General features: G+C 64.6%; 20 protein-coding genes. 11 read left to right on the top strand and 9 right to left on the bottom strand.

Features of this window, described 5'->3' with window-relative positions:
• Positions 1–238 precede the first annotated feature (238 nt).
• Positions 239–1,825 carry a B12-binding domain-containing radical SAM protein gene (locus HL671_RS12565; protein WP_172236565.1) on the bottom strand — a complete coding sequence of 529 codons (1,587 nt, stop codon included), beginning with the start codon at positions 1,823–1,825 and terminating at the stop codon, positions 239–241.
• Between the two features lie 541 nt (positions 1,826–2,366).
• Here HL671_RS12565 and HL671_RS12560 point away from each other — a divergent pair.
• The 9 genes from HL671_RS12560 (at position 2,367) to HL671_RS12520 (ending at position 13,058) form a co-directional block, all read left to right on the top strand.
• Complete coding sequence (locus HL671_RS12560; RefSeq protein ID WP_172236564.1) at positions 2,367–4,103, top strand: methyl-accepting chemotaxis protein; 1,737 nt, start codon at positions 2,367–2,369, stop codon at positions 4,101–4,103.
• Positions 4,104–4,237: 134 nt separating this feature from the next.
• The gene (folE, locus tag HL671_RS12555; protein WP_012043105.1) at positions 4,238–4,858 is read left to right on the top strand and encodes a GTP cyclohydrolase I FolE; all 621 of its coding nucleotides are present in this window, start codon (positions 4,238–4,240) and stop codon (positions 4,856–4,858) included.
• A gap of 203 nt (positions 4,859–5,061) precedes the next feature.
• A complete protein-coding gene (locus HL671_RS12550) occupies positions 5,062–5,607 on the top strand; it encodes a sigma-70 family RNA polymerase sigma factor (protein ID WP_012043104.1) in 546 nt (181 codons plus the stop codon).
• Positions 5,604–6,254, top strand: a complete 651-nt coding sequence (locus HL671_RS12545; RefSeq protein WP_012043103.1) for a ChrR family anti-sigma-E factor — start codon at positions 5,604–5,606, stop codon at positions 6,252–6,254. The genes HL671_RS12550 and HL671_RS12545 overlap by 4 nt, the downstream gene beginning before the upstream one ends.
• A gap of 187 nt (positions 6,255–6,441) precedes the next feature.
• Positions 6,442–7,038 carry an RNA polymerase sigma factor gene (locus HL671_RS12540; RefSeq protein ID WP_172236563.1) on the top strand — a complete coding sequence of 199 codons (597 nt, stop codon included), beginning with the start codon at positions 6,442–6,444 and terminating at the stop codon, positions 7,036–7,038.
• Positions 7,039–7,047: 9 nt separating this feature from the next.
• The gene (locus tag HL671_RS12535) at positions 7,048–8,574 is read left to right on the top strand and encodes a cryptochrome/photolyase family protein (RefSeq protein WP_172236562.1); all 1,527 of its coding nucleotides are present in this window, start codon (positions 7,048–7,050) and stop codon (positions 8,572–8,574) included.
• A 98-nt stretch (positions 8,575–8,672) separates the two neighbouring features.
• The gene (gene nhaD, locus HL671_RS12530; RefSeq protein ID WP_012043100.1) at positions 8,673–9,956 is read left to right on the top strand and encodes a sodium:proton antiporter NhaD; all 1,284 of its coding nucleotides are present in this window, start codon (positions 8,673–8,675) and stop codon (positions 9,954–9,956) included.
• Positions 9,957–9,964: 8 nt separating this feature from the next.
• Positions 9,965–12,010, top strand: coding sequence for a PQQ-dependent sugar dehydrogenase (locus HL671_RS12525; RefSeq protein WP_172236561.1), 2,046 nt, complete (start codon positions 9,965–9,967; stop codon positions 12,008–12,010).
• A 154-nt stretch (positions 12,011–12,164) separates the two neighbouring features.
• The gene (locus HL671_RS12520) at positions 12,165–13,058 is read left to right on the top strand and encodes an SMP-30/gluconolactonase/LRE family protein (protein ID WP_012043098.1); all 894 of its coding nucleotides are present in this window, start codon (positions 12,165–12,167) and stop codon (positions 13,056–13,058) included.
• 685 nt (positions 13,059–13,743) lie between these two features.
• Here HL671_RS12520 and HL671_RS12515 read toward each other — a convergent pair.
• The 4 genes from HL671_RS12515 to HL671_RS12500 form a co-directional block, all read right to left on the bottom strand.
• Positions 13,744–14,124: a hypothetical protein gene (locus tag HL671_RS12515; RefSeq protein WP_012043097.1), complete on the bottom strand. Its 381-nt coding sequence runs from the start codon at positions 14,122–14,124 to the stop codon at positions 13,744–13,746.
• A gap of 102 nt (positions 14,125–14,226) precedes the next feature.
• Positions 14,227–15,105, bottom strand: coding sequence for a transglutaminase family protein (locus HL671_RS12510; protein WP_172236560.1), 879 nt, complete (start codon positions 15,103–15,105; stop codon positions 14,227–14,229).
• Positions 15,102–17,636, bottom strand: a complete 2,535-nt coding sequence (locus HL671_RS12505; RefSeq protein WP_012043095.1) for a circularly permuted type 2 ATP-grasp protein — start codon at positions 17,634–17,636, stop codon at positions 15,102–15,104. The genes HL671_RS12510 and HL671_RS12505 overlap by 4 nt, the downstream gene beginning before the upstream one ends.
• Before the next feature lie 30 nt (positions 17,637–17,666).
• Complete coding sequence (locus HL671_RS12500) at positions 17,667–20,978, bottom strand: transglutaminase family protein (RefSeq protein ID WP_172236559.1); 3,312 nt, start codon at positions 20,976–20,978, stop codon at positions 17,667–17,669.
• A 436-nt stretch (positions 20,979–21,414) separates the two neighbouring features.
• On the opposite strand from HL671_RS12500, the gene HL671_RS12495 reads away from it, so the two are divergent.
• Positions 21,415–21,612: a hypothetical protein gene (locus HL671_RS12495; protein ID WP_012043093.1), complete on the top strand. Its 198-nt coding sequence runs from the start codon at positions 21,415–21,417 to the stop codon at positions 21,610–21,612.
• A 97-nt stretch (positions 21,613–21,709) separates the two neighbouring features.
• Here the strand turns inward: HL671_RS12495 and HL671_RS12490 are convergent, their stop codons facing one another.
• The 4 genes from HL671_RS12490 to hpaR form a co-directional block, all read right to left on the bottom strand.
• Positions 21,710–23,233, bottom strand: a complete 1,524-nt coding sequence (locus HL671_RS12490) for a UxaA family hydrolase (RefSeq protein ID WP_012043092.1) — start codon at positions 23,231–23,233, stop codon at positions 21,710–21,712.
• A 109-nt stretch (positions 23,234–23,342) separates the two neighbouring features.
• Positions 23,343–24,122 carry an HpcH/HpaI aldolase family protein gene (locus HL671_RS12485; protein ID WP_008964011.1) on the bottom strand — a complete coding sequence of 260 codons (780 nt, stop codon included), beginning with the start codon at positions 24,120–24,122 and terminating at the stop codon, positions 23,343–23,345.
• A 140-nt stretch (positions 24,123–24,262) separates the two neighbouring features.
• On the bottom strand, positions 24,263–25,348 hold the full coding sequence (locus tag HL671_RS12480; RefSeq protein WP_012043091.1) for a malate/lactate/ureidoglycolate dehydrogenase: 1,086 nt from the start codon (positions 25,346–25,348) through the stop codon (positions 24,263–24,265).
• A gap of 167 nt (positions 25,349–25,515) precedes the next feature.
• Complete coding sequence (gene hpaR / locus HL671_RS12475) at positions 25,516–26,031, bottom strand: homoprotocatechuate degradation operon regulator HpaR (protein ID WP_012043090.1); 516 nt, start codon at positions 26,029–26,031, stop codon at positions 25,516–25,518.
• A gap of 114 nt (positions 26,032–26,145) precedes the next feature.
• Here hpaR and hpaH point away from each other — a divergent pair, with 114 nt between their 5' ends.
• Positions 26,146–26,952 (top strand): 2-oxo-hept-4-ene-1,7-dioate hydratase, encoded by an 807-nt coding sequence (gene hpaH, locus HL671_RS12470; protein WP_012043089.1) that lies wholly within the window; start codon positions 26,146–26,148, stop codon positions 26,950–26,952.
• The last annotated feature ends 20 nt before the right edge of the window (positions 26,953–26,972 follow it).

Here is a 26,972-nt window from a genome sequence, read left to right as displayed (position 1 = left end):
GAAAATGCGTGAAAATTCGTCGGGCCAGGGTCTAGCAGGGTTCACTCCCCGGCCGCAACCATGCGAGCCCACACAAGACCGGGAGCCAGCATCGAATCGGATCACGCCACGATTCTGGCGGCCTTGAAAAGGCCGGGTCAGCGGGTCGAGTGCCCTGAATAGCTGATGCGCTCAACAATCTGGGCGGACGCCCGATCTGCAGCCACCGCGCCGCCCGGCGGCGCGGCTCCGAAGGCCCTTACGCGGCGGGGATGGCGGCCTCGCGCAGTCGGATCGAATAGTTCGAGGCGTTCTGATGGCCGCGGGAGGCCGCGCGGGCGAACATGATCAGGTGATGCGCGATCATCGCCACCGCGATGAAGTTCTCGATCTCGCCGCGCCTGAGCTGGGTCCAGGCAAAGCGCCAGAACGGCCGCTTGTAGTCGCCGAGCACACCGACCTTCCAGAAGATCTTGGCCATCATCACCAGCCCGCGCCGGATGTTCGGCCAGCTCTTCATCTCCGCGCTGACCGGCACCTTGATGCGGTTGGCATAAGTGGTGTCGCATTGATGCTGATAGCGCGCATAGAGCCGCTCCGGCTCATAGGCCACATCCATGCAGCGCCGCCACGCCGACACCACCTCGTCATAGGGCATCAGGAACTTGACGTTGGAATCGAGGCTGTCGTCATGGACCAGCCTGCCTTCGCGCTCCAGGCGATCCCACAGCGGCGTCTTCGGCAGCGCCTGCAGCAGATTGATCGTGAGCAGCGGAATCCGGCTCTCCTCGACGAATTGCAGCAGCGCATCGGCGGTCTGCGGCGTGTCCGTGTCCAGTCCCATGATGATGCCGGAGACCACCTCCATGCCATAGCTGTTGATGGTCCTGATCCCCTCGAGAATCGGCACCATCATGTTGTGGTCCTTCTGCATCGCCGTCAGCGCATCGGGATCGGGCGTCTCGATGCCGCAGAAGATGGTGATGAAATAGGCCTCCCGCATCTTCTCCAGGATCTCGGGCCGCTTCGCGATATTGAGCGTCGCCTCGCAGGCCAGCCGCATGACATAGCCGGTGCGCTTCTGCCATTCGATCAGATGCGGCAACAGCTCCATCGCCGCCTTGCGGTTGCCGATGAAATTGTCGTCGACGAAATACACCGAGCCGGTGACGCCGCATTCCCGGAGCTTGTCGAGCTCGGCGATGATCTGCTGCGGCGTCTTGATGCGCGGATTACGCCCATACAGCCCGGGAATGTCGCAGAATTCGCACTGATAGGGACAGCCGCTGGAATATTGGATGCTGCCGAGGAAGTACTTCTTCACCTCCGCGAGCTCATAGGCCGGCACCGGGAATTCCGTCATCGCCACGCGCTCCTTGGTGCGCAGCACGACCTGTTGCTCAGGCCGTGACGGGTCCCGCGCGAGGCGTTCAATCAGCTCGTCGGTGGCATCGCCGAGCTCGCCGACATGCAGATAGTCAAAGCTCGGATAATAGTCGGGACAGGCACTGACCGAGGGTCCGCCGAGGGCAACCGGCAGATCGAAGGCGTGGGCACGCTGGCAGATGTCGTTCATCTGCTGACGCTGGATGTGCATGCCGCTGACGAACACGGCCTCGGCCCAGGCGAAATCCTCCGCCTGCGCAGCGCGGATGTTCTCGTCGATGAAACGGACCTGCCATGAACTCGGCAAATAGGCTGCGATCAGCAGCAGCCCCTGGGGCGGCATGAAGGCCTGGATGCCGTCCGTGAGCGGATAGGCATGTTCGAACGTTCCGAACGAGGAGGTGTAGCGCGGAAACACACAGAGGATACGGCGTACGGTCTGGACCCCTTCGAATCTCATGATCGCCCTCGCAGTCACGGCTCCATGATACCATAGAGCGATGGACGCGATTGCGCCACCACTTCCAGAAAAGTTGAGTCGCGTCCGCGCGCGCACCCAGTGCGACACAAGCCAAGCCGCCGGACGAAGATCGACAACGATGTCGATGATCAAAGGTTCCGACTCACTGCAGGCCCGCGCTGACTGACATCAAGGTCGACAGCTGACCTGCGGTCGCTCAGGACATGCGCGATTCGTCCCTCGGATCGCAAATGCTGCCGGCGACGAGTTGCGATGCATTTGCAATGAGGGCGCGTGGAATGAGGAGGGACGGAGTGAGGCGACGCCGGCGGGCCCGAGGGGTATCCGTAATCACGCGGAGACCGCGGTGCTGCAGCAGGTTCCGAGGACGCCCCTATTATTTTGAGATCGTGGATCAATTCCGTGGTGGTTGCATCATACTGGCGATGCCCCACTTAACGCTTTCTCCATGAAGGTTTTGCATAACTATTAACAAATAATCGCTTCTGCGTTGCAGCCCAACCCTGCGGTAATCCACCTCATGACTCCACGTTCGACGTCAACGAAGACGGCCACGCGCCATTCCATCGCAGTGAAGCTCTACGCGATCTTTGCGCTGTTCGCCCTGTTGACGGCCGCGATCACCTGGCTGTCCGACTACAATTCGCGGCGCGGCGCCGAGCTGACCAAGGCAATCGAGACGGCCAATCTCGCGGCGCTCAACGTCCAGCTGGTCAACGGCCTCATCTACGCCGTCGTGATGGAGTCGCGCGGCGTCTACATGTCGACCGACCCCGCGGTGGTGAAGCGCTACGGCGACGGGTTGCTCAAGTTCAATGCCGAGATCCTCAAGGTCGTCGACAAGTGGCAGGCGATCGTGCAGGCCGACGACGCGCAACAATTTGCGACCTTCAAGAAGCGCATCGAGCAGTTCGTCGATTTTCGCAAGGAGCTGGTGCGGCGCGCCATCGAGATCAGTCCTGCCGCGGGGCGCGAATGGGGCGACAATGACGCCAACCGATCGGTTCGCTCGGCGCTCAACAAGGATCTCGACGAGCTGTCGAAAGTCTATCTGGAACGCGGCCGCAGGATCAGCGAGGACACCGAGACCAATCGCCGGCTGTCGCTGGTCCTGACAGGCCTGGGCGGGGTGATGCTGCTGCTCGTCGCCGCCGGCGTCGTGATCATCGCCCGGTCAGTCGCCCGGCCGCTGTCGCAGATCACCGATACCATTCGTCAAGTCGCGACCGGTGCCGAGAATGTCGAGGTGCCGCATGCCTCCAGGGCCGACGAAATCGGCGAGCTCGCGCGCGCCATCGGCGTTTTCCAACAGGCGATGGCTCACAACCGCGACCTCAACAACCAAGTTTCGCAGGATTCAGAGATTCGCGAGGCCCGCGCGCGCCATATCGAAGCGGCCGTCGAAGACTTTCGCACGGCGATCAGCGGCGTGATGCGGACCGTCACCGAGAACGCCGCCGCGATGCGCAGCACTGCCGAGACGATCACGCGGCTGACGGCGGACGCCAACGAGCGCGCCACCACCGCGGCCGGCGCCACAACGCAAGCCTCGACCAACGTCTCCGCCGTCGCGAGCGCGGCCGAGGAGCTTTCCGCGTCCGTCGAAGAGATTGGCCGCCAGATCCGGCAGTCCGCCGGCGCCGTGGAGCAGACCGGCCAGCGCACCGAGAAGTCGATCACCGAGATCGAGGGCCTGGCCGCCGCCACCCAGCGCATCGACGGCGTGCTGACGCTGATCCAGACCATCGCCGAACAGACCAATCTGCTGGCGCTCAACGCGACCATCGAGGCGGCGCGAGCGGGCGACGCAGGACGGGGCTTTGCCGTGGTCGCGCATGAGGTCAAGGCGTTGGCGGGGCAGACCGCCAAGGCCACGGAGGAGATCAGCGAGAATGTGGCACTGATCCAGTCTTCGACCAAGACCGCGGTCGACGCGGTCCGGGAGATCGGCGATGCCGTGCGCGGCATCAACGAGATCACCTCCAACATCTCCAATGCCATCCAGCAGCAGGATCAGGCGACGCGCGAGATCTCGGTCAATGCGCAATCGACCGCGCATGGCAATCAGACGCTGGTCATGAACATCGGCTCGCTGCGTGATGCGATCGGGGAAACCTCGACTGCCGCGGCTTCCGTGCTATCAGCCTCCGGCGATCTCAACTCGACCGCACAGACGCTCGCCCAGGAGGTCGAGAGGTTCTTCCAGAACCTCCGCTCCGGCCCGTCCACAGTCCCGACGCTGCGGCGGGCGTCCTGACCGGCCTCCCTGCGACCTGGTCGGTCACGGCACACACCGACCACAAGCTCCGACAAACGTCCGCCGGGGATTTTCCTGATCCCCGGTGATCCGCGCCGGTTTGGGTTCCGTTACCCTGCTTTCGGAGAGCCCCCGTGCGCAACACAGCCAAGAAGCTTCCCTTCGCCTGCGACCCGGTCCGCGTTACCCAGGACGATGTCGAAGACGCCATTCGCACCATCCTGACATGGATCGGTGAAGACCCTTCGCGCGAGGGTCTCTCCGAGACGCCGGCGCGTGTCGCCCGCGCCTATAAGAGCTACTTCGCCGGTTATGACCAGAACCCTGAAGAGTATCTGCGCAAGACCTTCGAAGAAACGGCCGGCTATGACGAGATGGTGCTGCTGCGGAACATCCCGTTCCAGAGCCATTGCGAGCATCACATGGCGCCGATCATCGGCCGCGCCTGGGTCGGCTACGTTCCCCGCAGCCGGGTCGTCGGCATCTCCAAGCTCGCCCGCGTCGTCGAGGCCTATGCCAGCCGGCTGCAGATCCAGGAGCGTATGACCGCCGAGATCGCCAACATCATCGATGAGGTCCTGCAGCCGCAGGGCGTGGCCGTCGTGATCAAGGCAGCCCATCACTGCATCAGCTCGCGCGGCGTGAAGAAGCACGGGGTCGACCTCACCACCAGCCGCATGCTGGGCTGTTTTCGCAACGATCCGATGAGCCGGCAGGAGTTCCTGGCCATGGTCAATGCGGACCTGAAGGATTGAGGTTCCGGAACCTTCCAGGAGCCGAAGTGATCCAACCCGACACCGCCCACGTTATCCTGCATTGGGCATGTGTGTCGGGGATCATGAGCGCACGACTGAGAGCTGCTGGATTCGCACGTTCGAACGTGGCATCGTCGCGCCGCAGGGTCGTGCGCGCAGGTGCCCCGATCCGGATCAACGCGAGCAGTGGGCCGAAGGTAACCGTGGATTGGGCGGAATTGATCGGACGCGTCGCCGAACGCGGCGACCGTGAGGCGTTCAAGGCCCTGTTCGAGCACTTTGCGCCGCGCATCAAAGGCTTCCTCATCAAGTCCGGCTGCAATGCCGACGAGGCCGAGGAGATTGCCCAATCCACCATGGTCGCGGTTTGGACCAAGGCCGGGCAGTTCGATCCGTCGACCGCAGGCGCTGCCGCCTGGATCTTCACGATTGCGCGCAATCAGCGGATCGATGTGGCCCGCAAGGCCATCCGCGAGGGCCGGCTGAGCAAGGAAATCGTGCTCGACGACGAGGCTGATCCGACGCTCGCCGCCGACCAGATCCTGTCGCGTGTCGAAGATGCCACACGCGTCGAGGCGGCGATCGAAAGATTGTCGGTGGAGCAATCCACCGTGATCCGGCTGTCGTTCATCGAGGAACGACCGCATTCGGAAATCGCGGCCGTGCTTGGACTGCCGCTCGGAACTGTAAAATCACGAATCAGACTGGCGATGAACCGCCTGAGAGACCTGTTGGACGACGCGACATGACGATCAGCCATCACCCGCCGGAAGACCTGCTGGCCGACTATGCCACTGGTGCGCTCGACGAGGCCGAGCAGCTGGTGGTCGGCGTCCATGTCGCCGACTGCCCACGCTGCCGGCGCTTCGTGCGTGCGATCGAGCGGCTGGCCGGCGCCTCGATCGAGGCGGCCGAGCCGGTCGCGGTGGCCGCCGATGCATTCGACGCCGTGATGGCCCGGATCGACCGCCGCCCGCAAGCCGCGCCGCGTGTCAGCGAGGCCGCCGAGCACGATCCCGAGCTCGCCGACCTGCCCGAGATGGTCAAGCGCTGCAAGATCGGCAAGCGGCGGCGCGTGGCGCCCGGCATCAGCATGCGTCCGATCATGCTCTCCGGCACCGGCAAGTCGCGCGCCTTCCTGCTCCGTTCGGAACCCGGCGCGCGCATGCTGGAGCATACCCATTCGGGCAGTGAGCTGACCTGCGTCCTGAAGGGCAGCTTCAGCCATCTCGGCGGCTACTACGGTCCCGGTGACTTCGACTATGGCGACGACGAGGTCGACCATCGTCCGGTGGTCGGCGATGAAGGCCCTTGCCTGTGCCTCGTCGCCATGACCGGCGACCTTCGCATGCACGGCCTGCTCGGCCGACTGATCAGCCCGTTCGTTCGTCTCTGATCCGCCGCTCGCGCTTGCGAGCGGAACGAACCGTCCTCCGCCTCTAAAATCCGTCAAAGCAATCCAGAGCCTCAATGGCCTGGATCGCGTGGTCGATCAGCTGTTCGCAGCCAAGCCCGCACGCGCGGCGAGTGATCCGCATCCGGTCCCCACCCGTTTCCGCATAGGAAGCGCAAGGAGGACAATGATGCAATCAGCGGGCGCGCAAAAGAGCTACGTCGCGCATCTGAGCAGTCTGCTGGCCCGTGCCGGACGCGGTGACGCGCAAGCCTTCGCTGAGCTCCACACCGCGACCGTCGTGAAGATGCGCAAGACCGTGCGCGCGGTGGTCCCGTCGGCGGCGGATGTCGACGACATCCTGCAGGACGGCTATCTGAAGATCTGGCGGCACGCGGCGAGCTTCGATCCGGCCCGCGCCTCACCCATCACCTGGATGTGCACGATCATGCGCAACACCGCGATCGACGCCCTGCGGGCGACGGGTCTGCCGACCTCGGAGCTGGACGAGGCCTTGGCGATCCCGGATCCGGCGGCCACGGCTCCGGATGACGAGTTCGATTATGCGCTGGCGGAACCGATCGCGCGCGAGGCGCTTGAACGTCTGCCTGAGGAACGCCGCCAACTGCTCGCGCTCGCTTATCTCGAGGGCGAAAGCCGGACGCGGCTGTCGCAACGGTTTGGTGTGCCGGTCGGCACCATCAAGACCTGGCTGCATCGCAGCCTGATCATGCTGCGCAAGGACTGCCTCGGGCACGCCCATGACGTGACGGCCGCAGCCGCCTGACGGGATACGATGACCAAGACAGCTGCCGTGAGACATCTCGTCGTCGTGCTGGGCGACCAGCTCGACGCCGATTCGGCTGCGTTCGACGGCTTCGACCCGGCACAGGACGTCGTGCTGCAGATGGAGGTCGCCGAGGAGGCGACCTATGTCCCGCAGCACAAGATGCGAATCGCCTATTTCTTCGCGGCGATGCGGCACTTCCGCGCCGAGCTTGAGGCCCGCGGCCGCACGGTCCACTATATGCGGCTGGACGATCCGGCCAATACCGGCGCGTTCGACAGCGAGATCGCCCGCCACCAGGCGGCGCTGCAGCCACAGGCGACGATCGTGCTGGAGCCCGGCGAGTTTCGGGTGCGCGAGAAGCTCCGCCAGCTGCCGCAACGCGTCGAGCTGCGCGCCGACCGCCACTTCCTGTGCACGGCGGACGAGTTCGACGCATTCACCGAGCGGCATCCCCGGCCGATCATGGAGACGTTCTACCGCGCGATGCGGCGCAAGACCGGCCTGTTGCTCGACGAGGGCGGCCGCCCCGTCGGCGGCAGCTGGAATTTCGATGCCGAGAACCGCAAGGGATTCGGCAAGAGCCGCCCGCCGATTCCGCTGGCCAGATCCTACGCGCCCGACGCCATCACGCGCGACGTGCTCAAGCTCGTCGCGGCGCGTTTTTCGAACAGCCCGGGCAGGCTCGACCGCTTCGACCTGCCGGTCTCGCGGGTGGACGCGCTGACAGAGCTGTCGGATTTCGTCGCCTGGCGCCTCTCCCTGTTCGGCACCTATCAGGACGCGATGCTGTCCGACGAGCCGTTCCTGTATCACTCGCGGCTGTCGGGGGCGCTGAACCTGCACATGCTCGATCCGCGCGAGGTGGTCGAGGCCGCGCTCGCCAACCGCAACGCGCCGCTGAATGCCCTGGAAGGCTTCGTCCGCCAGATCATCGGCTGGCGCGAATTCGTGCGCGGCGTCTATTGGCAGCGCATGCCTGATTATGCCGAGGAGAACGCGCTCGACGCCGATCTGCCGATGCCCCGCTTCTATTGGACCGGCGAGACCGACATGCGCTGCCTGGCTCAGGCGATCGGCCACACCATCGATCACGCCTATGCGCATCACATCGAGCGGCTGATGGTGCTCGGCCTGTTCGCGATGCTGCTCGGCGTCCGGCCCTACGACGTGCATCTGTGGCACATGTCGATGTTCCACGACGCCGTCGACTGGGTGTCGCTGCCCAACACGCTCGGCATGAGCCAGCATGGCGACGGCGGCGTGGTCGGTACCAAGCCCTATGCCGCGTCCGGCCACTATATCGATCGCATGAGCGATCATTGCCGCAACTGCCGCTACGATCCCAAACAGGCGACCGGCGACCGCGCCTGCCCGTTCACGACGCTGTATTGGAGCTTCCTCGCCAAGCACCGCCGCCGCTTCGCCAATAACGGCCGCATGCGCAACCAATACGTCAATCTCGACCGCCGCAGCGCAACGGAGATCCGCGCCATCCGCGCCCACGCCGATACGATCACCGCCGCGCTGGTGTAGCCCCACGCCCCGGCCGGCTTGCTGGCCGGGCGGCGATCGGTCATATGTCGGACGGTCCCACCCGCCCTTCCGAGATCCATGACCGGATACCTCCCGCAATGACCACGGCCATCGTCGCCGTCTTCGCCCTCGCCTATGCGGTCGTGGCGCTGGAGCATCCATTGCGGATCAACAAGGCGGCCACCGCCTTGGTCGGCGCCGGGCTGATGTGGACGGTCTACGCGCTATCGGGCCATGCCGCGGCGCAAGTCGCAGGCGAGCTCAACGAATCCGTGGCCGCGACGGCGCAGATCATCTTTTTCCTGATCGGCGCGATGACGATCGTCGAGGTGATCGATGCCCATAACGGCTTCGAGGTCGTGACCTCGCTGATCCGGACCAGGAGCCAGGTCGCGCTGGTCTGGCTGGTCGGCTTCGTCACCTTCTTCCTCAGCGCCATGCTCGACAATCTCACGACCGCGATCGTGATGGTGTCGCTGATGAAGAAGCTGTCCGGCCGCGACGAGGATCGCCTGGTGTTCGCCGCGATCATCGTCATCGCCGCCAATGCCGGCGGTGCCTGGTCGGCGATCGGCGACGTCACCACGACCATGCTGTGGATCGGCGGTCAGATCACGCCGCTTGCGATCATGAAATCGGTGTTCATCCCGTCGCTCCTGAACCTGCTGGTCCCGCTCGCCGCCGTGAGCCTGGGTTTGCGCGGCAAGCAACTCGCGGCGCCGGCGGCCGCAGGACTCGCCTCGATCAGTCCGATCCTGCCATTCGAGCGCAACCTGATGTTCATGCTCGGCCTCGGTGCTTTGGTGCTGGTGCCGGCATTCAAGGCCGTCACCGGCCTGCCGCCGTTCATGGGCATCCTGTTCGGACTGGGCCTGCTCTGGATGGTCGGCGAGATCATCCATCGCGAGAAGGGCTCCGAGCAGAAGCAGCGGCTGACGCTGGTGCATGCGCTAACGCGGATCGACATGCCCTCGATCGTGTTCTTCATCGGCATCCTGCTCGCGGTCGCAGCCCTCGAGCACACCCACATCCTGCAGGCGCTCGCGCAATGGCTCGACCGCACCGTCGGCCGGCTCGACCTGATCGTGATCGTGCTTGGCCTTGCCAGCGCCGTCATCGACAACGTGCCGCTGGTCGCGGCCTCGATGGGCATGTACGCCCTCGATCAGCACCCGCCGGACAGCTTCCTGTGGGAGTTCGTCGCCTATTGCGCCGGCACCGGCGGCTCGATCCTGATCATCGGCTCGGCGGCCGGCGTCGCGGCGATGGGATTGGAGAGCATCCATTTCTTCTGGTACGTGCGCCGCATCAGCGCCATCGCCCTGCTCGGCTATTTTGCCGGCGCTGCCGCCTATATCCTGCAATACCATCTGACGCATTGAGCAGACCGATGACGCCGTGGCGCATCCTTGCAGCTGTCGCGACCGCATTGCTGATCGGCGCCGGGACCGGTCACACCGAGACCACAACGAGCCGCAGCGGTTATGCGCTGGGGAGTACCAGCTGCGGCGACGGCGCTGTCGGCTTTCCGCGGCTGCAGATCGACATGAAGCCCGGCTTCTGCGCCGGCCTCGTCGCCAGCCGCGAGGACGGGCTGAAATTTCCCCGCGGCATCGTGCAGATCCCCGGCCAGCCGCTGTTCGTGATTGCCGATATGGGCGGCTGGGGCCATGACGACGGGCGGCTGCTGATCCTCGATCCCGCGGCTCCTGCCGGCCGCCGCATCCGGGAGGCGATCACACGGCTGTCCTACCCGTTCGGGGTCGCCGCAGGTCCCGACGGCAAGATCTACGCCGCGACCGACACCGCGATCTTCCGCTTCGATCCGCTCGCCGCCAATCCGGCGGCGACCATCGAAACCATCATTCGTGACCTGCCCGGACGCCGCCTCACGCTGCCGGACGGGACCCGCATCGACGAGAGCGCCCATCCTTTGAAGGCCTTCGCCTTCGACCGCAACGGCCGGCTGTTCGTCAATATCGGTGCACACAGCGACAATTGCCTGTCACCCGCTCCGATCCTGCGCCCCTGCGCGGCGGGCGAAGGCGCGTCGTCTCTGGCGTCCATCTGGCTGTTCACACCGCCCGCGGGCGGCGTCTTTCCGGCGCTGAAGCCCGGCGACCCCAGCCCGCCGCACGAGGTGTTTGCGCGCGGGCTGCGCAACTCGTTGGCGCTGGCGCTGCATCCGCGCTTCCCGGAGCCCGGCACCGCCTTCCTGCAGGGCGAGAATGCGCGCGACCTGCAGGACATCTTCACGCCCAACGAGGAGATCAACGCCATCGAGCAAGGCCGTCATTATGGCTGGCCCTATTGCTACGATCTGACCACGGCGAGCCCGGAGTTCAAGCGCGTGCTGCAGGCGGGCAGCTACAAGGACTTCTGCACCTCGGCGGCGCGCTACAAGCCCCCCTTGTCACTGCTGCCGCCCCACGGCGCACCGCTCGGCATGCTCTATTACAACGCCGACCGATTCGCGGAGCTGAAAGGCAGGCTGCTGGTCGGCCTGCACGGCTATCGGCCGACCGGCAGCCGCCTGCTCGCCTATGAGGTCGACGAGCACGGCTTCCCCAGGCTGAGCACGTCGCCGGTGCGCTATCATGTAAGCTGCGCCGCCGAGCCGACGCGCGCCTTCCAGACCGCGACGGGAGAGGTGCCGGCCGCAGCCTATGACGAGCTCATTGCCGGCTGGCATCGCGTCAACGGCATCCGGCCGCAGGGCGCGCCGGTGGGCATGACCGTGTCGGATGACGGCGCCATCTGGCTGGTCGAGGACAAGAACCAGACCGTGATCCGCATCGATCGCGCGAGCGGAACAGCGCCAGATCCACTGCCCTGCGACACGCGAAGCGATGCGCTGATCGCGCGGCTTGCCGCCTATGTCGAGAACGATGCCGCGAACCGCGCGCGCCTCACGACCTTGCGCAAGACCCTCATCGAGCAACATTGCCTCGGATGCCATTCGGATTTCGGCCTCAAGGCCGGACAATCCGATCAGGACAAGGACCGCGCGGTGCTGCGCTTCATGCTGGCCCAGGACGGCTGGATCTATCCCGGCGATCCAGAAGAGGGCCGGCTGCGGCAACGCTTGCGGGGATTGGGAGCCGAACGGCAGATGCCGCCGGGCGGCAACCTGATCAAGACGGAACCAGGCTACGCAAGGCTGCTCGATATCGCCGACGCGTTCGTGGCGCGCATGGTTCCAGGCAGCCGCATGCGCGTCAAAGCCGGCGGCCCGCCGCATCGCAAGTTCTACGCAGCCGACGGCCGCGAATGCGGTGATATTCCGTTCGGCAAGGTTGTGGTGGTGACGGAGCGGTTTGCCGTCAATAAGCCCGGCTTCAGTCGTTTCTTCCGGCCGGCCGATCCGCATCTGAACGGCACCTGCACGGACGAGAATGGCTATTACATCCCACAGCAGTTTCTGGTGCCGCTCTGATGTCACCGCCATGAGGGGTGGGCTGGGCAAGGCTGTCGCCGAGAGCGGCGCGCGCGGACCGGCCGCCGCCACCGGTGCCCGCGATGCCGGACGCGGCGATCTCAGCCAGGCCTCGTCTTCCCCCCGACGCATCGCGCATGTGGCGACATTGGTCATGCTCGCCCTCGTCGCCGTCCCTGCCCTCGCCGCGCCAAAGCTGTTCGAAAGTGCGCAGCTCACCCCTGCGGGCGAATACACGTTCGGCATCGAGGGACCGGCCGTCGACCGCGACGGCAATCTGTTCGTCGTCAATCTCGGCAAGACCGGCACGATCGGCCGGCTGGCGCCCGAAGCGACGGCCTCGGAGCCGTTCACCGCGCTGCCGGAGGGCAGCATCGGCAATGCGATCCGGATCGACGCGGTCGGCACGATGTTCATCGCCGACTACAAGAAGCACAACATCTTCGCCATCGCCCCCGGCAGGACGGAGCCCCGCATCGTTTTCCACGCCGACGAGATGAGCCAGCCCAATGACATCACCTTGGCGCGCGACGGCACGATCTATGCGAGCGACCCGAGCTGGAAGGCGCGCAGCGGCCGCATCTGGCGGATCGCGAAGGGCCCGGACGGCGCGATGCAGGGCGCGGCGATGACGGCGCCACGCGCCATGGGCACCACCAACGGCATCGATCTCAGCCCCGACGGCCGCACGCTCTATGTTGGCGAATCCAACAGCGGCGAGATCTGGTCCTACGCGATCGACGGCGACGCGCTGACGCGGCCGAAGCTGATCAAAACCTTCGAAGCCAACACCATCGACGGCCTGCGCACCGACACCAGCGGCCGTCTGCTCGTCGCCCGCATTCTCAAGGGCAGCATCGCCGTTCTGACGCCGGACGGCCGCATTGTTCGCGAGATCACGCTCAAGGCCAAGGAGCCGACCAACCTCGCCTTCGGCGGCAGCGACGGCAAGACCGTGTTCGTCACCCAACGGCAAGGCGGCTTCATCGAATCGTTCCGCACCGACATGGAAGGCCGAGAGCATTGCCTGCAGATGGGGCGATGTTGAACTCTGCTCGGCGATGTCCGCGCGACAAGTCATAGCTGACGCATCTGTCTCATGCCCAAACTGCCCGTCGTGCCAGTTCGTCGCACATTTGCCGCTTGCGCTGTCGGGCAAATCGGGTGGATGTTTCCGCGCATCCCGGGCTCGTGAGAGGGGCGGATCGCGATCGTCACGAACGTGGAGCCTGGGGAGCGGTGGGCACATCGTGCTGCAGCGTGATCAATCGCGCCGACGAACAGCATGATGCGCAAGGTGAAGTCGTGATGTCCTGATACCCCGATGCTGGTATCAACCTGGCGCCATACGATCGCGCCGGGGATGGCGGCCAGAAAGCCCGGCGCGCCAGGGAGACCACGTATAAGCCGTAACGCCATCGCGCAGGGAATGCCGGGTCGATCCGGCGGCACCTGTGGTACCTGCCGCCTGCATTTTTTCACGCAGGCGGGCCATGGGTGAGGCCATCGCCCGGCATTCCCTGCACCCTCTCGCGATCGGAGGGTCGAACTCATCAGCACAGCTCGGACATGTCGTGTCGCGAGAACGAACTCACACGTCCATCATCATGCCTAGCCACTCACCGTCATGTCCGGCGCAAGCGGGGCCATCCAAGACGCCGCGGCCTGTCGATCGACCACCGCTGTCGGTGATGACTGGATGGTCCGCCGCGCGGACGATGAGCGGCGGACGGCTACCGGCCGTACACGACCGGCGCGCGGCGCACGATCAGCGGCGGCGGCAGATCGCGTTGCCAGACGCGGCCGTCGTCGAACTGAATGCGCATGCCGTCAGGCGAATACACCGCGCCCTCGTCGCGCGCGTCGATCCAGAGCCGGCTGTCCGGTGCCGACCAGTCCGGCCACGCGCGGTAGGACTCGCCGGTCTCGGTGGTGAGATTCACCGCATCGCCGTTCTGGGTCACGAAGGCCGGCGCACCGATCAAGCCGTCGCGGCACATCTGGATGCAGCGATAGGTGCCGGTGAGGTTCGCACTCGGCTGGGCCGAGGCGGCGCCGGCCACACAGGCGCCAAGCAGGCCGATGACGATTGCAACACGCTTCATGTCGATCACTCCCTTGCTCGAATGGGACAGCAAGCCCCCAGTCGGGCCCCTCGGGCGGATCAAGCGCGGTGCGACGAAAATGTTCCGGCTGTTCCCGACACGGGAACCGCCCTACTCGACCAGCACAACGTCGACGGCAACGCCGAGCTTCTGCTTGGGCGACCCGACGATGATGCCGTCGACCGGCGAGACATCGGAGAAGTCGCGGCCCATGCCGAGCATGATGTGATCATTGCCGACCAGGAGATCATTGGTCGGATCGAATCCCACCCAGCCGAGCGCTTCGCCGCACCACACGGACACCCAGGCATGCGTCGCGTCGGCGCCCTGCAGCCGCGGCTCGCCTTCCGGCGGGATGGTGCGCAGATAGCCGCTGACATAGGCCGCCGGCAATCCGAGACCCCGCAGGCCCGCGATCATGACATGGGCGAAGTCCTGACAGACGCCGTGGCGGTTGTCGAATACCTCGCGCAACGGGGTCGAAATCACGGTGGCCTTGGGATCGTAGCGGAACTCCTTGTGGATGCGCCGCATGAGGTCCGCGGCTCCGACGACGATGCCTGTGCCCGCTGGAAAGCTGCCGGCGGCATAGTCGGCCACCGGAGCGAGCACCGGCACCAGCGCGCTGGCGAAGACATAGCCGATCGGCGACGACGGCCCGAGGCTGGTGGCCTCGAAGGCGGCATCGCGCACGCGCTCCCAGGCCGAGCTCGGCGCATCGCGCTCCGGCGGTGTGCGCGACAGCTTGACCCGCGAGCGCGCATCGATGCGCAGATGGCGGTGCTGGGTGTCGATGACGATGCTCTCGGTCAAGGTGCCGAAGAAGTCGCGCCGTGCCGTCCGCTCCGAGGGCCGCGGCCGGATGTCGACGCTGTGGGAGATCAGCTCCTGGCCGCCGCCACTGAGCGGCTCCAGCCGCAGCGAGCAGCGCGCAAAGCTGACGTTGCTCTCATATTCATAGGTGGTGACATGCCGGATGTCGTAGATCACGCGAGGCCCGTCAGCTTTTCCGGCCGGGTCGCGTTCGGACCGTGCGGGAAGTAATGCTGGCCGATCGCCTCCGCCAGGTTGAGCAGATCCTGCTCCAGCGCAAACAGGCCGCGGCCGTCGAGATGGGCCGCCTCGGCGGTGGTGAGCCGGGCCTGCAGCGACACCGCAAGCCGCTGCGGCCGCTCGATCAGCCCATTCTCCTTCAGCGCCGGCAGGCTCGCGATGTGCTCGTTCAGCACCTCGATCTGAAATGCGACCGAGCGCGGATTATAGGGATCGAGCACGACGAGATCGCGGATCGGCGCCAGCGACGGGCCGATCAAATAGCGCGAGCGATAGGTGATCTGGCAGTCGACCAAGGTGAGCAGGACATCGAGATCCTCGGGCGTCGCCTCGTCATAGCCGAATTGCCGCGCGAAACGCACGGTGTTGATGGCGCGCTCGGCGCGGCGGCCCATATCGAGGAAGCGCCAGCCCGCGGCGCGGTTCATGTTCTCCTGGGCGAGGCCGGCGAAGGTCGCGAGCTTCTCGAGCGTGAGTTCGGCGAGGCTGACGATGGCATCTTCGTCCTCGGCGTCCTGCGCCAACCTGCCTGGCATCTCGGTGATCACCTGCCAGGCATCCGGCGACAGACGCTCGCGCAACGACGTCGCCGTGCGCTGCGCCGATCTCAGCAGGGACAGCGCCGAGCCGAACTGCGCCTCCGCCTGCAGCGCCTCCGCGGAGACCTGCGATCCGCGCGCGCGCGACGTCTGCTCGATCGCGCCCCAGGCCAGCAGCAGGCGCTGAATGCGCTCGGCGGTGTTGAGCTGGGCGGGCGAACCCTTGCCGGGATCACGATGCTGAGCCGCGAGCACCCGGATCAGCCGCAAAGTCGCTTCGGCGCGTTCCAGATAGCGGCCGAGCCAGAACAGATTGTCGGCGGCGCGGCTCGGCAGCACGCCGGCGATGCGGCGGATCCGGACATTGTCCGAGCCCGGCAGCAGGCTGCGCGCTGCCACGGCCTTGTCCGCGAGAACCCAGACATCCGCCGCCCGCACGCCGTCGCCCATCGACACCGCACGGGCGTCCGGCTCGTCGGCGATGCGGCAGAACCCGCCGGGCATCACCGTCCATCCTTCCGAGGTGGCCGCCGCGAACACGCGCAGCACGAAGGGCCGCGGCTTCAGCCGTCCGTCCTGCCACACCGGCGTGGTCGACAGCCGCACCACCTCCTGGCCGACATATTCCATCCCGCGCTGGGCAATGGCGTTGCGCAGCCGCTCACGTTCGGCCGCGGGCAGTTCGCTGGCGAGCACCGGGCCGGCATTGGCAAAGCCAGGCACCGCGCGGCCATAGGCGCCTTCGATCGCAAACTCGTCCAGCCGCGACAGCACCTCGTCGCGCGCCGACTTCTGGCCACACCACCAGGTCGCGATGTGCGGGATCTTCAGATCCTCGCCCAGCACACGTCGCGAGAGGCTCGGCAGGAAGCCGAGCAATGCGCGGGCCTCGAGCACGCCGGAGCCGGGCATGTTCGCGACCACGACGCCGCCTTTGCGCACGACGTCCATCAGGCCGGCGACGCCGAGCCGCGAGGCGGCATCGAGCTCCAGCGGATCGATCGAGTTGGAGTCCAGCCTGCGCAGCAGCACGTCGACACGCTTGAGGCCGGCGACGGTGCGGATATGGACGCGGTCGCCGCTCACGGCGAGATCGTCGCCCTCCACCAGCAGGAAGCCGAGATAACGCGCGAGCGTGGCGTGCTCGAAATAGGTCTCGCTGAAGGTGCCCGGCGTCAGCAGGCCGATGCGCGGCTCGTCGCGATCGGCGCTGGCTCGCAGCGCGTCGCGAAACGCCTCGAAGAACGGCGCCAGCCGCTCGACATTCATCGACTTGTAGATCGAGGAGAAGGCGCGCGACAGCACCAGCCGGTTCTCCAACGCATAGCCCATCCCGGATGGCGCCTGCGTGCGATCACTCAGCACCCACCAGCGTCCGTCAGGGCCGCGCCCGATATCGGCGGCATAGATGCTGAGGAAGCGGCCCCCCGGCGGCTTGATGCCGCAGACCGGACGCAGATATTCGCTGGAGCCGGCGACGGCCGCGGCGGGCAGCGCGCCGCTCGCGATCAGGCGCCCTTCGCCATAGATGTCCTGCAGCACACGTTCGAGCAGTTCGGCGCGCTGGACGATGCCTTGCGAGAGCTGCGCCCACTCGGCCTCGTCGATCAGCAGCGGCAGGTGGCTCAGCGGCCAGGATCGTTCGGCGTTGTCGCTCGGCGAGCGGTAGGTGACGCCGGCCTCGCGCAAATGGCGGTCGGCCGAGGCGAAGCGACGGTCGATATCCGTCGGCGCGAGCGCTGCGAAAGTGTCGGCAAAGCGGTTCCAGACCGGGCGGGGCTGACCGTCGGCACCGATGAACTCATCCGGAATTCCGGGCAGCCTTGCATAGTCGCTCGCCCATTGCGTGGCCCGGCGCAGGACCCGGCGGGCGGTCCCGGGCTGACCGGCGGGTCGCGCTCCCTGGTCCTTGCCGCTCGGGCCGTCCATTTCCTGATCCTCCGCACAAAATCCGTTCCATCAATGCAGGAGCGGCCTGCGCAAGTCGAGCGTCATCGGGAATTCATTTGTGCGTTCTTCCGGCGGCAACGCGATTCGTCCGGGGGTGTGGCCGTGATCCTGGAAGCGCGCGAGCCGGCGTGCCTCGGCCTCGTAGGAGTTGATCGGCTTGGTGTCATAGTTGCGGCCGCCAGGATGGGCGACGTGGTAGACACAGCCGCCGAGCGACCGGCCATTCCAGGTGTCGATCAGGTCGAAGGTGAGCGGCGCGTGCACCGGGATGGTCGGATGCAAGCCGGAGGCCGGCTGCCAGGCCTTGAAGCGAACCGCTGCAACCGCCTCGGCCGAACGCCCCGTCGAGGTCATCGGCATTCTCCTACCATTGCAGGTGATGAGATGCCGGCCTTCGATGAAGCCCTCGGCCCTCACTTGCAATCGTTCGACAGAGGAGTCGACGTAGCGCACCGTGCCGCCCGCCATGCCCTCCTCGCCCAGCACATGCCAGGGCTCCAGCGCCTGCCGCAGTTCCAAGGTCACGCCGCCATGCTGCACGCGACCGAAGGTCGGAAAACGGAACTCGAGCTGCGCCTGATACCATTCGGGCGAGAAATCGTAACCGCAGGACCTGAGCTCATCCAGCACATCAATAAAGTCGTCCCAGATGAAGTGAGGCAACATGAAACGGTCGTGGAGCGCGGTGCCCCACCGCACGAAATTGCCCTGCTGCGGCTCGCGCCACAATTTGGCGATCAGCGCCCGGATCAACAGCTGCTGCGCCAGCGACATGCGCGGATCGGGCGGCATTTCCAGCGCGCGGAACTCGACCAGTCCGAGACGTCCCGTCGGCCCTTCCGGCGAATAGAGCTTGTCGATGCAGATCTCGCTGCGATGGGTGTTGCCGGTGATGTCGACCAGCAGATGCCTGAACAGGCGGTCGACCAGCCAAAGCGGTACGCTCTGGCCCGCGGGCGGCACATTGGCGAGCGCGATCTCCAGCTCATAAAGGCTGTCGTGCCGGGCCTCGTCGATGCGTGGCGCCTGGCTGGTCGGGCCGATGAACATGCCGGAGAACAAATAAGACAGCGACGGATGCCGCTGCCAATAGAGCACCAGACTCTTCAGCAGATCGGGGCGGCGCAAGAAGGGCGAGTCCGGCGGCGAGTTGCCGCCGACCACGACATGATTGCCGCCGCCGGTGCCGGTGTGACGGCCATCGATCAGGAAGCGGTTGGCGCCGAGCCGCACCTTGGCGGCGTCCTCATAGAGGCCGAAGGTGATGTCGACCGCCTGCCGCCAGTTCTGCGCCGGCTGGATATTCACCTCGATCACCCCAGGATCGGGCGTCACCTTGATCACATCGATCCGCGGATCGAACGGCGGCGCATAGCCTTCCACATGAACCTTGATCTGCATCGCCTCAGCCGTCGCTTCGACCGTGGCGATCAATTCGAGGTAATCCTCGATTGTCTCCACCGGCGGCATGAACACGCAGAGAATGCCGTCGCGGATTTCCACCGACATCGCGGTGCGGACGCCGAGCCCACTCCAATACTGATATTGGACGTCCTGCTGCTGCGTCGGCCGATTGAGCTTCGGCAGCGGCGGCACCTGCGGCACGACGACCGGGCGCCCCTGCGTGTAGACCGGCAGTGGCCCTCGCGGCTCCATCGGGTCCTGCTCGTGAATATAAGGGAAATCCTCCGGCGGGATGTAGAGCAGCGAATTGATCGGCAGCCGCAGGCCGAGCGGCGAGTCGCCGGGAATCAGGAACAACCGCTTGCGCCGCAGACCCCAGCGTTCGCTGTACCAGCGCCTGGGCTGCGCGTTCCAGCGCTGGATCGGGAGCACGAAGCCGCGCGGAATATGAAGTCCCTCGTCGAACACCCGGGCCATGCGCGCGCGCTCCTCGGGATCGGCGAGCTTGGAATCGAGCGCGTCGACATTCTCGGGCAATGCGGCTTCCTTCTGCAGCCAATGCGCGGGATCCTCGAACGCCGGCAACACGTAGTCCGCCTCGAGCCCGAGCGCCTCCGCCGTCGTATCAAGAAAGCGCTGCGCATCCGCGATCGTCGCCACGCGCGGGCCATCGACATGGGCAATCAGGTCCGGATTGCGCCAGATCGGCTGGCCGTCCTTGCGCCAATAAAGTCCGAACGCCCAGCGCGGCAGGCTTTCGCCCGGATACCACTTGCCCTGGCCGTAATGCAGCAGACCGCCGGGCGCGAAGCGGGAGCGCAGACGCCGGATCAGGCTGTCGGCCAGTCCGCGCTTGGTCGGTCCGACGGCGGCGGTATTCCACTCAGCCGACTCCATGTCGTCGATCGACACGAAAGTTGGCTCGCCGCCCATCGTCAGTCGCACGTCATGGGCGGCCAGATCGGCATCGACGGCCTCACCGAGCTGGTCGAGCTTGGTCCAGGCCTCGTCCGAGAACGGTCGAGTGATGCGTGGCGCTTCGCGAATACGCCTGACGTTCATTTCGAAGTTGAAGTCGACCTCGGCAATGCCGGCACTGCCGCTGATCGGCGCTGCCGAACGGTAGTGCGGCGTAGCAGCGACGGGGATATGTCCCTCGCCCGCGAGCATCCCCGAGGTGACATCGAAGCCGATCCATCCGGCGCCCGGCAGATAGACTTCGGCCCAAGCGTGCAGGTCAGTGAAATCGTTCTCAACTTCGCGCGGCCCTTCGATCGGATCGATATCAGGACGCAGCTGGATCAAATATCCAGAAACAAACCGAGCTGCGAGGCCAAGATGCCGCAACGTCTGAATCAGCAACCATGCGGAGTCGCGGCACGACCCTGCTGCGGACGCCAAGGTTTCCTCCGGCGTTTGAACGCCCGGTTCCATCCTGATTATATAACGAATCCTACTTTGCAACTCAGCATTGAGAGCAACGAGGTAACTTACGGTATTGTCAGCCTCCCGCGGAATGGATTTCAAGTACTCGGTGAACAGCGGTCCCGGCTCGATCGTCTCCAGATAAGGTGCGAGCTCGGCCTTCAGACTCTCGGGATAGACAAAGGGAAAGCTGTCGGCGTAAGGCTCAACAAAGAAATCGAACGGGTTGATCACGGTCATCTGCGCCGTGAAATCGACCTCGATCTTGAGTTCGTTGACCTTCTCAGGGAAGACATAGCGCGCCAGCCAATTGCCCTGCGGGTCCTGTTGCCAGTTCACGAAATGGTTGGAGGGCGTGACCTTGAGCGAATAGCTCAGCACCGGCGTCCTGGTATGTGGTGCGGGGCGGAGACGTATCGTCTGGGGGCCCAACTCGACCGGACGATCATATTTGTAGTGGGTGACGTGATGTAATGCGACGTAGATCGACACGGGGGGTTCACAGCTCCAGCAACATTTTTGAGCAGAACATTGCCATGCTCAGGGATCAAGCACTAACAACGGGCAGAGCTGCCTATGAACTATCCTGGGCTTAAAGGACCGTATCGAGCCCGAAAGCAGGCCTATTCGCCCCAGTTTGGTCGTGCAACTGCCTAATCAGGTCGTTTTTCGCTGCTCGGGACCAGCTAGGCCGACCCGCTTTCATGAGAACGAGTCCGGAACAAGGTTCGCGATGCGCGTCTCTCCGCAGAGTTGTCCACAACCCAGCCCCGCGACTTCCTCACGGAAGATTGACCGGATCATTACAGTTCGGGTTAACCCCGACCGGTGAACTAACAAGAACTAATAGCGTTGCACTCGCCGCAATCGCTTGATAGCTCGACTACACATGCTATTTAGGACCCCCAATTATCAAAAGGAGAATCAATTGGCCAAGACAGCTAAGAAGGCAGCTACCAAGAAACTGGCGCGGAAACCCTATACCCCGGCCGACATCAAGCTGCTGAAGCAGCACTCGAAGTCCAAGACCCCGGTGGCCAAGATCGCCAAGATGATGAAGCGGACCGAAGGCTCGCTCCGGCAGAAGGCGCTGGCACTCGGCATCGGCCTCGGCCACCAGCGGTAAACGGTTCAGCGCCGCTGTCGCGCGCGACAGCGGCCACGCAACGACGGCGCTCATCAGTTGCAAATCAATCTCAGCAGCTGAAAAGTTCCAGTCCGAGCTACATCGTAGCGCCAAGAACCCAGGGCGCGAACTCGGCCCCGCCGAAATCGAAGCTCTCGCTCTTGGTCGGTTGCCCGGAGGCGGTCTTCAGCATCAACTCGAAGATGCGCTGGCCGCACTCCTGCACCGTCTCCTCGCCATCGAGAATGGTGCCGCAGTTGACGTCCATGTCGTCTTCCATCCGCTTGTACATCGGCGTGTTGGTGGCGAGCTTGATGGACGGCGCAGGCTTGCAGCCGAACACGCTGCCACGCCCGGTGGTAAAGCAGACGAGATTCGCACCACCCGCAACTTGTCCGGTGGCGGCCACGGGGTCATAGCCGGGCGTGTCCATGAAGACGAAACCCTTTTTGGTGACCGCCTCGGCGTAATGCAGCACATCCACAAGATTGGTGCTGCCGGCCTTGGCCATCGCGCCGAGTGATTTCTCGAGGATGGTCGTCAGGCCGCCGGCCTTGTTCCCCGGGCTGGGATTGGCGTTCATCTCGGCGCCCTCGCGCGCCGTATACTCCTCCCACCAGCGCATCAGCGACACCAGCTTCTCTCCGACCTCGCGACTGACCGCGCGCCGCGTCAGCAGGTGCTCGGCACCATAGGTCTCGGGCGTCTCGGACAGAATGACCGTGCCACCATGTCGCACCAGCAGATCACTGGCAGCACCCAGCGCCGGATTTGCCGAGATGCCGGAATAGCCGTCGGACCCGCCACATTGCAGCGCCACCGTCAGTTCGCTCGCCGGGACCGTCTCGCGCTTCACCCTGTTGGCATCAGCGAGCGACTCCTTGACGAAGGCGATGCCGGCCTCGACCGTCTTGCGGGTGCCGCCGACCTCCTGAATGTCCATCGCGCGCAGCCGCCCGGCGAGCTTCTGCTCCTCCATCAGTCCGCCGATCTGATTCGCCTCGCAACCGAGGCCCAGGACGATCACGGCTGAGAAGTTCGCGTGCCGCGCGTAGCCGCCGAGGGTGCGTCGTAGCAACTTCAGCGGCTCGTCCAGCGTCATGCCGCAGCCGGTCTTGTGCGTCAGCGCCACGACGCCGTCGACATTCGGATAGTCGGCGAGCGGGTTGTCTCCCGTAAATGGATTCCTCTTGAAGACATCAGCGACCAGGCCCGCGACATGCGCACTGCAATTCACGGACGTCAGAATGCCGATATAGTTGCGCGTCGCAACGCGACCATCGGGGCGACGAATGCCCTCAAAGGTTGCGGGAAGGTCGAAGTTCGGCGTCGGCTTGACCTCGACGCCATAAGCGTAGTCCTTGGCGAAATCGCCCATGCCGCAGTTCTGTGTGTGAACATGCTGCCCTGGCGCAATCGGCGCGGTCGCGAAGCCGATGATCTGGCCATAGCGGCGGACCGGCTCACCCAAGGCAATCGGACGCACTGCGACCTTATGGCCTGCCGGAATCCGGTCGACCGTCACCACCCCATCGGCCACCGTGAGCCCGGGCGGCAGGCTCGAACGGGCGATCAGCACGCTATCCTCGGGATGAAGACGGATGACGGGGGCGGGAGCCATGGCGTTTCTCTCGTTTCGAGACGTCGACCGGTAACAGATACGCGAACAGCGAGAGCGAATAGCGGATTGAATCAATCCCTATTCGCTACTCCCCATTCGCAATTCGCTCTCAGGCTTTGCCGCCCGACTCTTTCCGGGTCTGGGCGACCTGCTGGCGAGCATAGACCTGCATCAGCCCGACCTCATTCGACAAGGTCACGAGCTTGAAGCCCATGTTGATGGCGCGGACAGCGCCTTCGGCGCCGCTGCAATGGATGCCGGGGTTGAGGCCGCGCTTGCCGCATTCCTTCACGATCTTCTCATAGATCTTCAGGATCTCCGGCTCGTCACGGTCGAGCTTCGGCACAAGCCCATAGGAAAAGCCGAGATCGGACGGCCCGATATAGACACCGTCGATGCCTTCGACATCGAGAATGGCTTCCATGTTCTCGACCGCCGTCTTGGTCTCCATCATCGGCAACAGCACGATCTCGTCATTGGCCGTCTTCTGATACTCGCCGGCGCCGCCATACATGCCCGAGCGGATCGGGCCGTTCGAACGCACGCCCTTCGGCGGATATTTCGAGTAGGAGACGAGATTGCGCGCCTCCTGCGGCGTATTGACCATCGGGCAGATCACGCCATAGGCACCGCCGTCGAGCACCTTGCCGATGATCCCGGGCTCGTTCCAGGGCACCCGAACCATCGGCGTCACCGGGTGACCATGCATCGCCTGGAAGCATTGCACCATCGACAGATAATCCTGCACGCCGTGCTGCATATCCACGGTGACGCTGTCGAAGCCGCACTGCGCCACGACCTCCGCGGAGAATCCCGAGGGGATCGCGAGCCAGGCATTCACCACCGCCTTGCCTTCGGCCCAGAGCTGCTTGACCTTGTTATTCGCCACGACTGCGTTTCCTTCCCTTGTTGTTCAATCGAATTGTCTTTTTCGAACTTGCCCGTTCTCACGGAGGCGCGGCGCGAAGAGATCCAACCCTGTCGATTTTGCTTCGGGGTCGCTCCGCGCGCCCCGCGATCATGCCGATGTCACGATGTGGCTCGCTGAATGCTCGCTTCGCTGACACCCACTTCACGGGCCGTGCTCACTATCGCTGCCCAGGTGTCATCGGGCAAGGGCACGCCGTTGGCGGTCCGCTCCGCCCGCATCTTGCGCTCGGGATCACCGGGCACCAACACCTGATCGACGCCGGACACCGGTTTGGTAGCCCGGATGAAATCCGTGTAGCGGGCGATCTCGCCGTCGAAGAAGCTGGCAGGATCGATCACTTTGGGGTCGATGTAGATGGCGAGCATGCCGTTGGCAAAGCGCCGCCCCGCCGAGGTTGCGCCGGTCCCGGTCAAGGCACCTCCGAGCAACTCGCAGATGAAGGCCAGACCAGAGCCCTTGTGCTCACCGAAGGCGCGAATGGCACCTGTTCCCTTGGTATGATCCCGCGTTCCCTCCGGCTCGTATGGACCGTAAAGCACCGACGGATCCTCGCTGAGCGTACCGTCGGCGTCGATCAGGGCACCTTTGGGGAGTTTCTTGCCGCCACGGCTTGCCACCAGCACCTTGCCCTCGGCGACGATGGAGGTTGCAAAATCCAGAACAATGGGATCCTGCCCGTGGCGCGGGATACCCACACAATACGGCGCCGTCGAGAACCGTTTCTCGACCCCCCCGAAAGGCGCGACTAGCAAAGAGCCCGCAGCAGTGACGAAATGAATTGAAACCAATCCTTCGGCGGCGGCCATTTCCGCCCAATCGCCGACACGGCCGAGATGCCCCGAGTTACGCAGCGCGAGCGCCGCGAGTCCGCTCTTTTTGCACCGATCGATCCCAATCTTCACCGCCTGGGGCGTGACGGTCTGGCCGTAGCCGAACCTGCCGTCGACGACGACCATCGACGGCGTGTCGACAACGATCTCGGCCGACTGATTGGGCACGATAAAGCCCATCTTCTGCCAGCGGATATAGACCGGAACCCTGATCACACCATGACTGTCGTGGCCGGTCAGGTTCGCGGTGGTGAGGTAGGTGGCTATTCGGCGGGCCTCCTCGGACGAGGAGTGGGAATGTTCGAAAATGTCAGCAACGAAATCAATAAGGCGGGAAACCTTGATTATGACCATGACAACTCGCGGGTTCGATCAAAATGCGAAACCAGAGTTAGCATGGATTGCCATGTCTGCGACGCACGCCATCTCCGCTCGACTGCATCGCTTCTTATCAAACTGTTGAAGAGCCTGCCAAGCATGAGCATCGGGCAAGGATGAAATTAGCCGATCTCTGCACGATGTCATTCATCGGGGCGGTCATCCGGCTCGAGATCAGGTCCGACGCTCTGTTCGAGCTCATCGAGCATTTTGTGCAACGCGGCAAGCTTGCGCGCGCCGTAACGCTCCGAAATGGACGCGTAGACCGCCTCGGAGCTCGGCGCGACCAGCGCAATCAGCCTCAGGCCCTTCGCTGAGATGGAGAGGACGCCCCGCCGCAGATCGCGCGCATTCACCTCGCGCTGGATGAGACCGCGCGTCTCCAGATCGCGCAGAATGCGTGACAGGCTGGGGCCGAGCAGAAACGCAACCCGCGCCAGCTCGGTCACCTCGATGGCATCGACGGCCGCCAGCGCACGCAAAATACGCCATTGCTGCTCCGTCAACCCATGCTGCCGCAGGATTGGACGGAACTGACGCATGACCGCCTCGCGGGCGCGCAGCAGCGCCATCGGCAAGGATTGTGAGAAGTCACGCATCGGCACCTTGCGGCTCTCCTTCGCCGACCGCTTTTCGCCCTTGCTTCTGGTCTCGCCCATGCCTCTCCCCCGCCCGCACAAATATTTGCAGCGCAGCAAATATCGTTTCGGTTTGCTCGTCGAAACTTAACATGTTAATCATGTACTGACACGTTATTTCCGAGCAATCATCTCATGCCCCTGACGCACGACCAGATCCACAGCTGCGCCCTGCGCCTCGATCAGGCCGAGAAAAGCCGTAGCCAGATCCGACAGCTCTCACGGGAGTTTCCCGCCATCACGATCGCGGACGCCTATGAGATCCAGCGGGCCTGGATCGACATCAAGGTCACGGCGGGCCGGATCATCAAGGGCCATAAGATCGGCCTGACATCGAAGGCGATGCAGAGCGCGCTCAACATCGACGAGCCGGATTCGGGCGTACTGCTCGACGACATGTTCTTCGCCGATGGCGGCATCGTGCCGTCGGACCGGTTCATCGCGACGCGGATCGAGGCCGAGCTCGCATTCGTCATGAAGCACCGGCTTTCGGGACCGGACTGCACCTTGTTCGATGTGCTGAATGCGACCGATTACGTCGTGCCTGCGCTGGAGATCCTCGACACCCGAATCGAGCGCGTCGATCCCGAGACCAAAGCCACGCGCAAGATTTTTGACACGATCGCCGACAATGCCGCAAACGCCGGCATCGTGCTCGGCGGCCGGCCGCTGCGACCGCTCGACGCCGACCTGCGCTGGATCGGCGCGCTTTGTTATAAGAACGGACAGCTCGAAGAAACTGGTCTCGCGGCCGGCGTCCTCAACAATCCCGCGACGGCGGTGGCTTGGCTGGCCAACAAGATCGCCGCGCAGGGGCTGGCCCTGGAACCGGGACAGGTCGTGCTGGCCGGCTCATTCATCCGGCCGATCGAGGCACGCAAGGGCGATACGATTCAAGCCGACTACGGTCCGTACGGGACGGTAAGCTGCTATTTCGGCTGACGCCAGCGCGAGACAAAAAC

Source organism: Bradyrhizobium denitrificans (assembly GCF_013179005.1).
Taxonomy (GTDB): domain Bacteria; phylum Pseudomonadota; class Alphaproteobacteria; order Rhizobiales; family Xanthobacteraceae; genus Bradyrhizobium; species Bradyrhizobium denitrificans.
The sequence above is the reverse complement of the archived record's forward strand: the minus strand, read 5'-3'. Positions and strand labels throughout refer to the sequence as shown.

Excerpts from the sequence above, each read along its gene's own strand:
- HL671_RS12565 (WP_172236565.1), bottom strand. The coding sequence starts at position 1,825 with ATGAGATTCGAAGGGGTCCAGACCGTACGCCGTATCCTCTGTGTGTTT.
- HL671_RS12560 (WP_172236564.1), top strand. The coding sequence starts at position 2,367 with ATGACTCCACGTTCGACGTCAACGAAGACGGCCACGCGCCATTCCATC.
- HL671_RS12545 (WP_012043103.1), top strand. The coding sequence starts at position 5,604 with ATGACGATCAGCCATCACCCGCCGGAAGACCTGCTGGCCGACTATGCC.
- HL671_RS12540 (WP_172236563.1), top strand. The coding sequence starts at position 6,442 with ATGCAATCAGCGGGCGCGCAAAAGAGCTACGTCGCGCATCTGAGCAGT.
- HL671_RS12535 (WP_172236562.1), top strand. The coding sequence starts at position 7,048 with ATGACCAAGACAGCTGCCGTGAGACATCTCGTCGTCGTGCTGGGCGAC.
- nhaD (WP_012043100.1), top strand. The coding sequence starts at position 8,673 with ATGACCACGGCCATCGTCGCCGTCTTCGCCCTCGCCTATGCGGTCGTG.
- HL671_RS12525 (WP_172236561.1), top strand. The coding sequence starts at position 9,965 with ATGACGCCGTGGCGCATCCTTGCAGCTGTCGCGACCGCATTGCTGATC.
- HL671_RS12520 (WP_012043098.1), top strand. The coding sequence starts at position 12,165 with ATGCTCGCCCTCGTCGCCGTCCCTGCCCTCGCCGCGCCAAAGCTGTTC.
- HL671_RS12505 (WP_012043095.1), bottom strand. The coding sequence starts at position 17,636 with ATGGACGGCCCGAGCGGCAAGGACCAGGGAGCGCGACCCGCCGGTCAG.
- HL671_RS12490 (WP_012043092.1), bottom strand. The coding sequence starts at position 23,233 with ATGGCTCCCGCCCCCGTCATCCGTCTTCATCCCGAGGATAGCGTGCTG.
- HL671_RS12480 (WP_012043091.1), bottom strand. The coding sequence starts at position 25,348 with ATGGTCATAATCAAGGTTTCCCGCCTTATTGATTTCGTTGCTGACATT.
- hpaR (WP_012043090.1), bottom strand. The coding sequence starts at position 26,031 with ATGGGCGAGACCAGAAGCAAGGGCGAAAAGCGGTCGGCGAAGGAGAGC.
- hpaH (WP_012043089.1), top strand. The coding sequence starts at position 26,146 with ATGCCCCTGACGCACGACCAGATCCACAGCTGCGCCCTGCGCCTCGAT.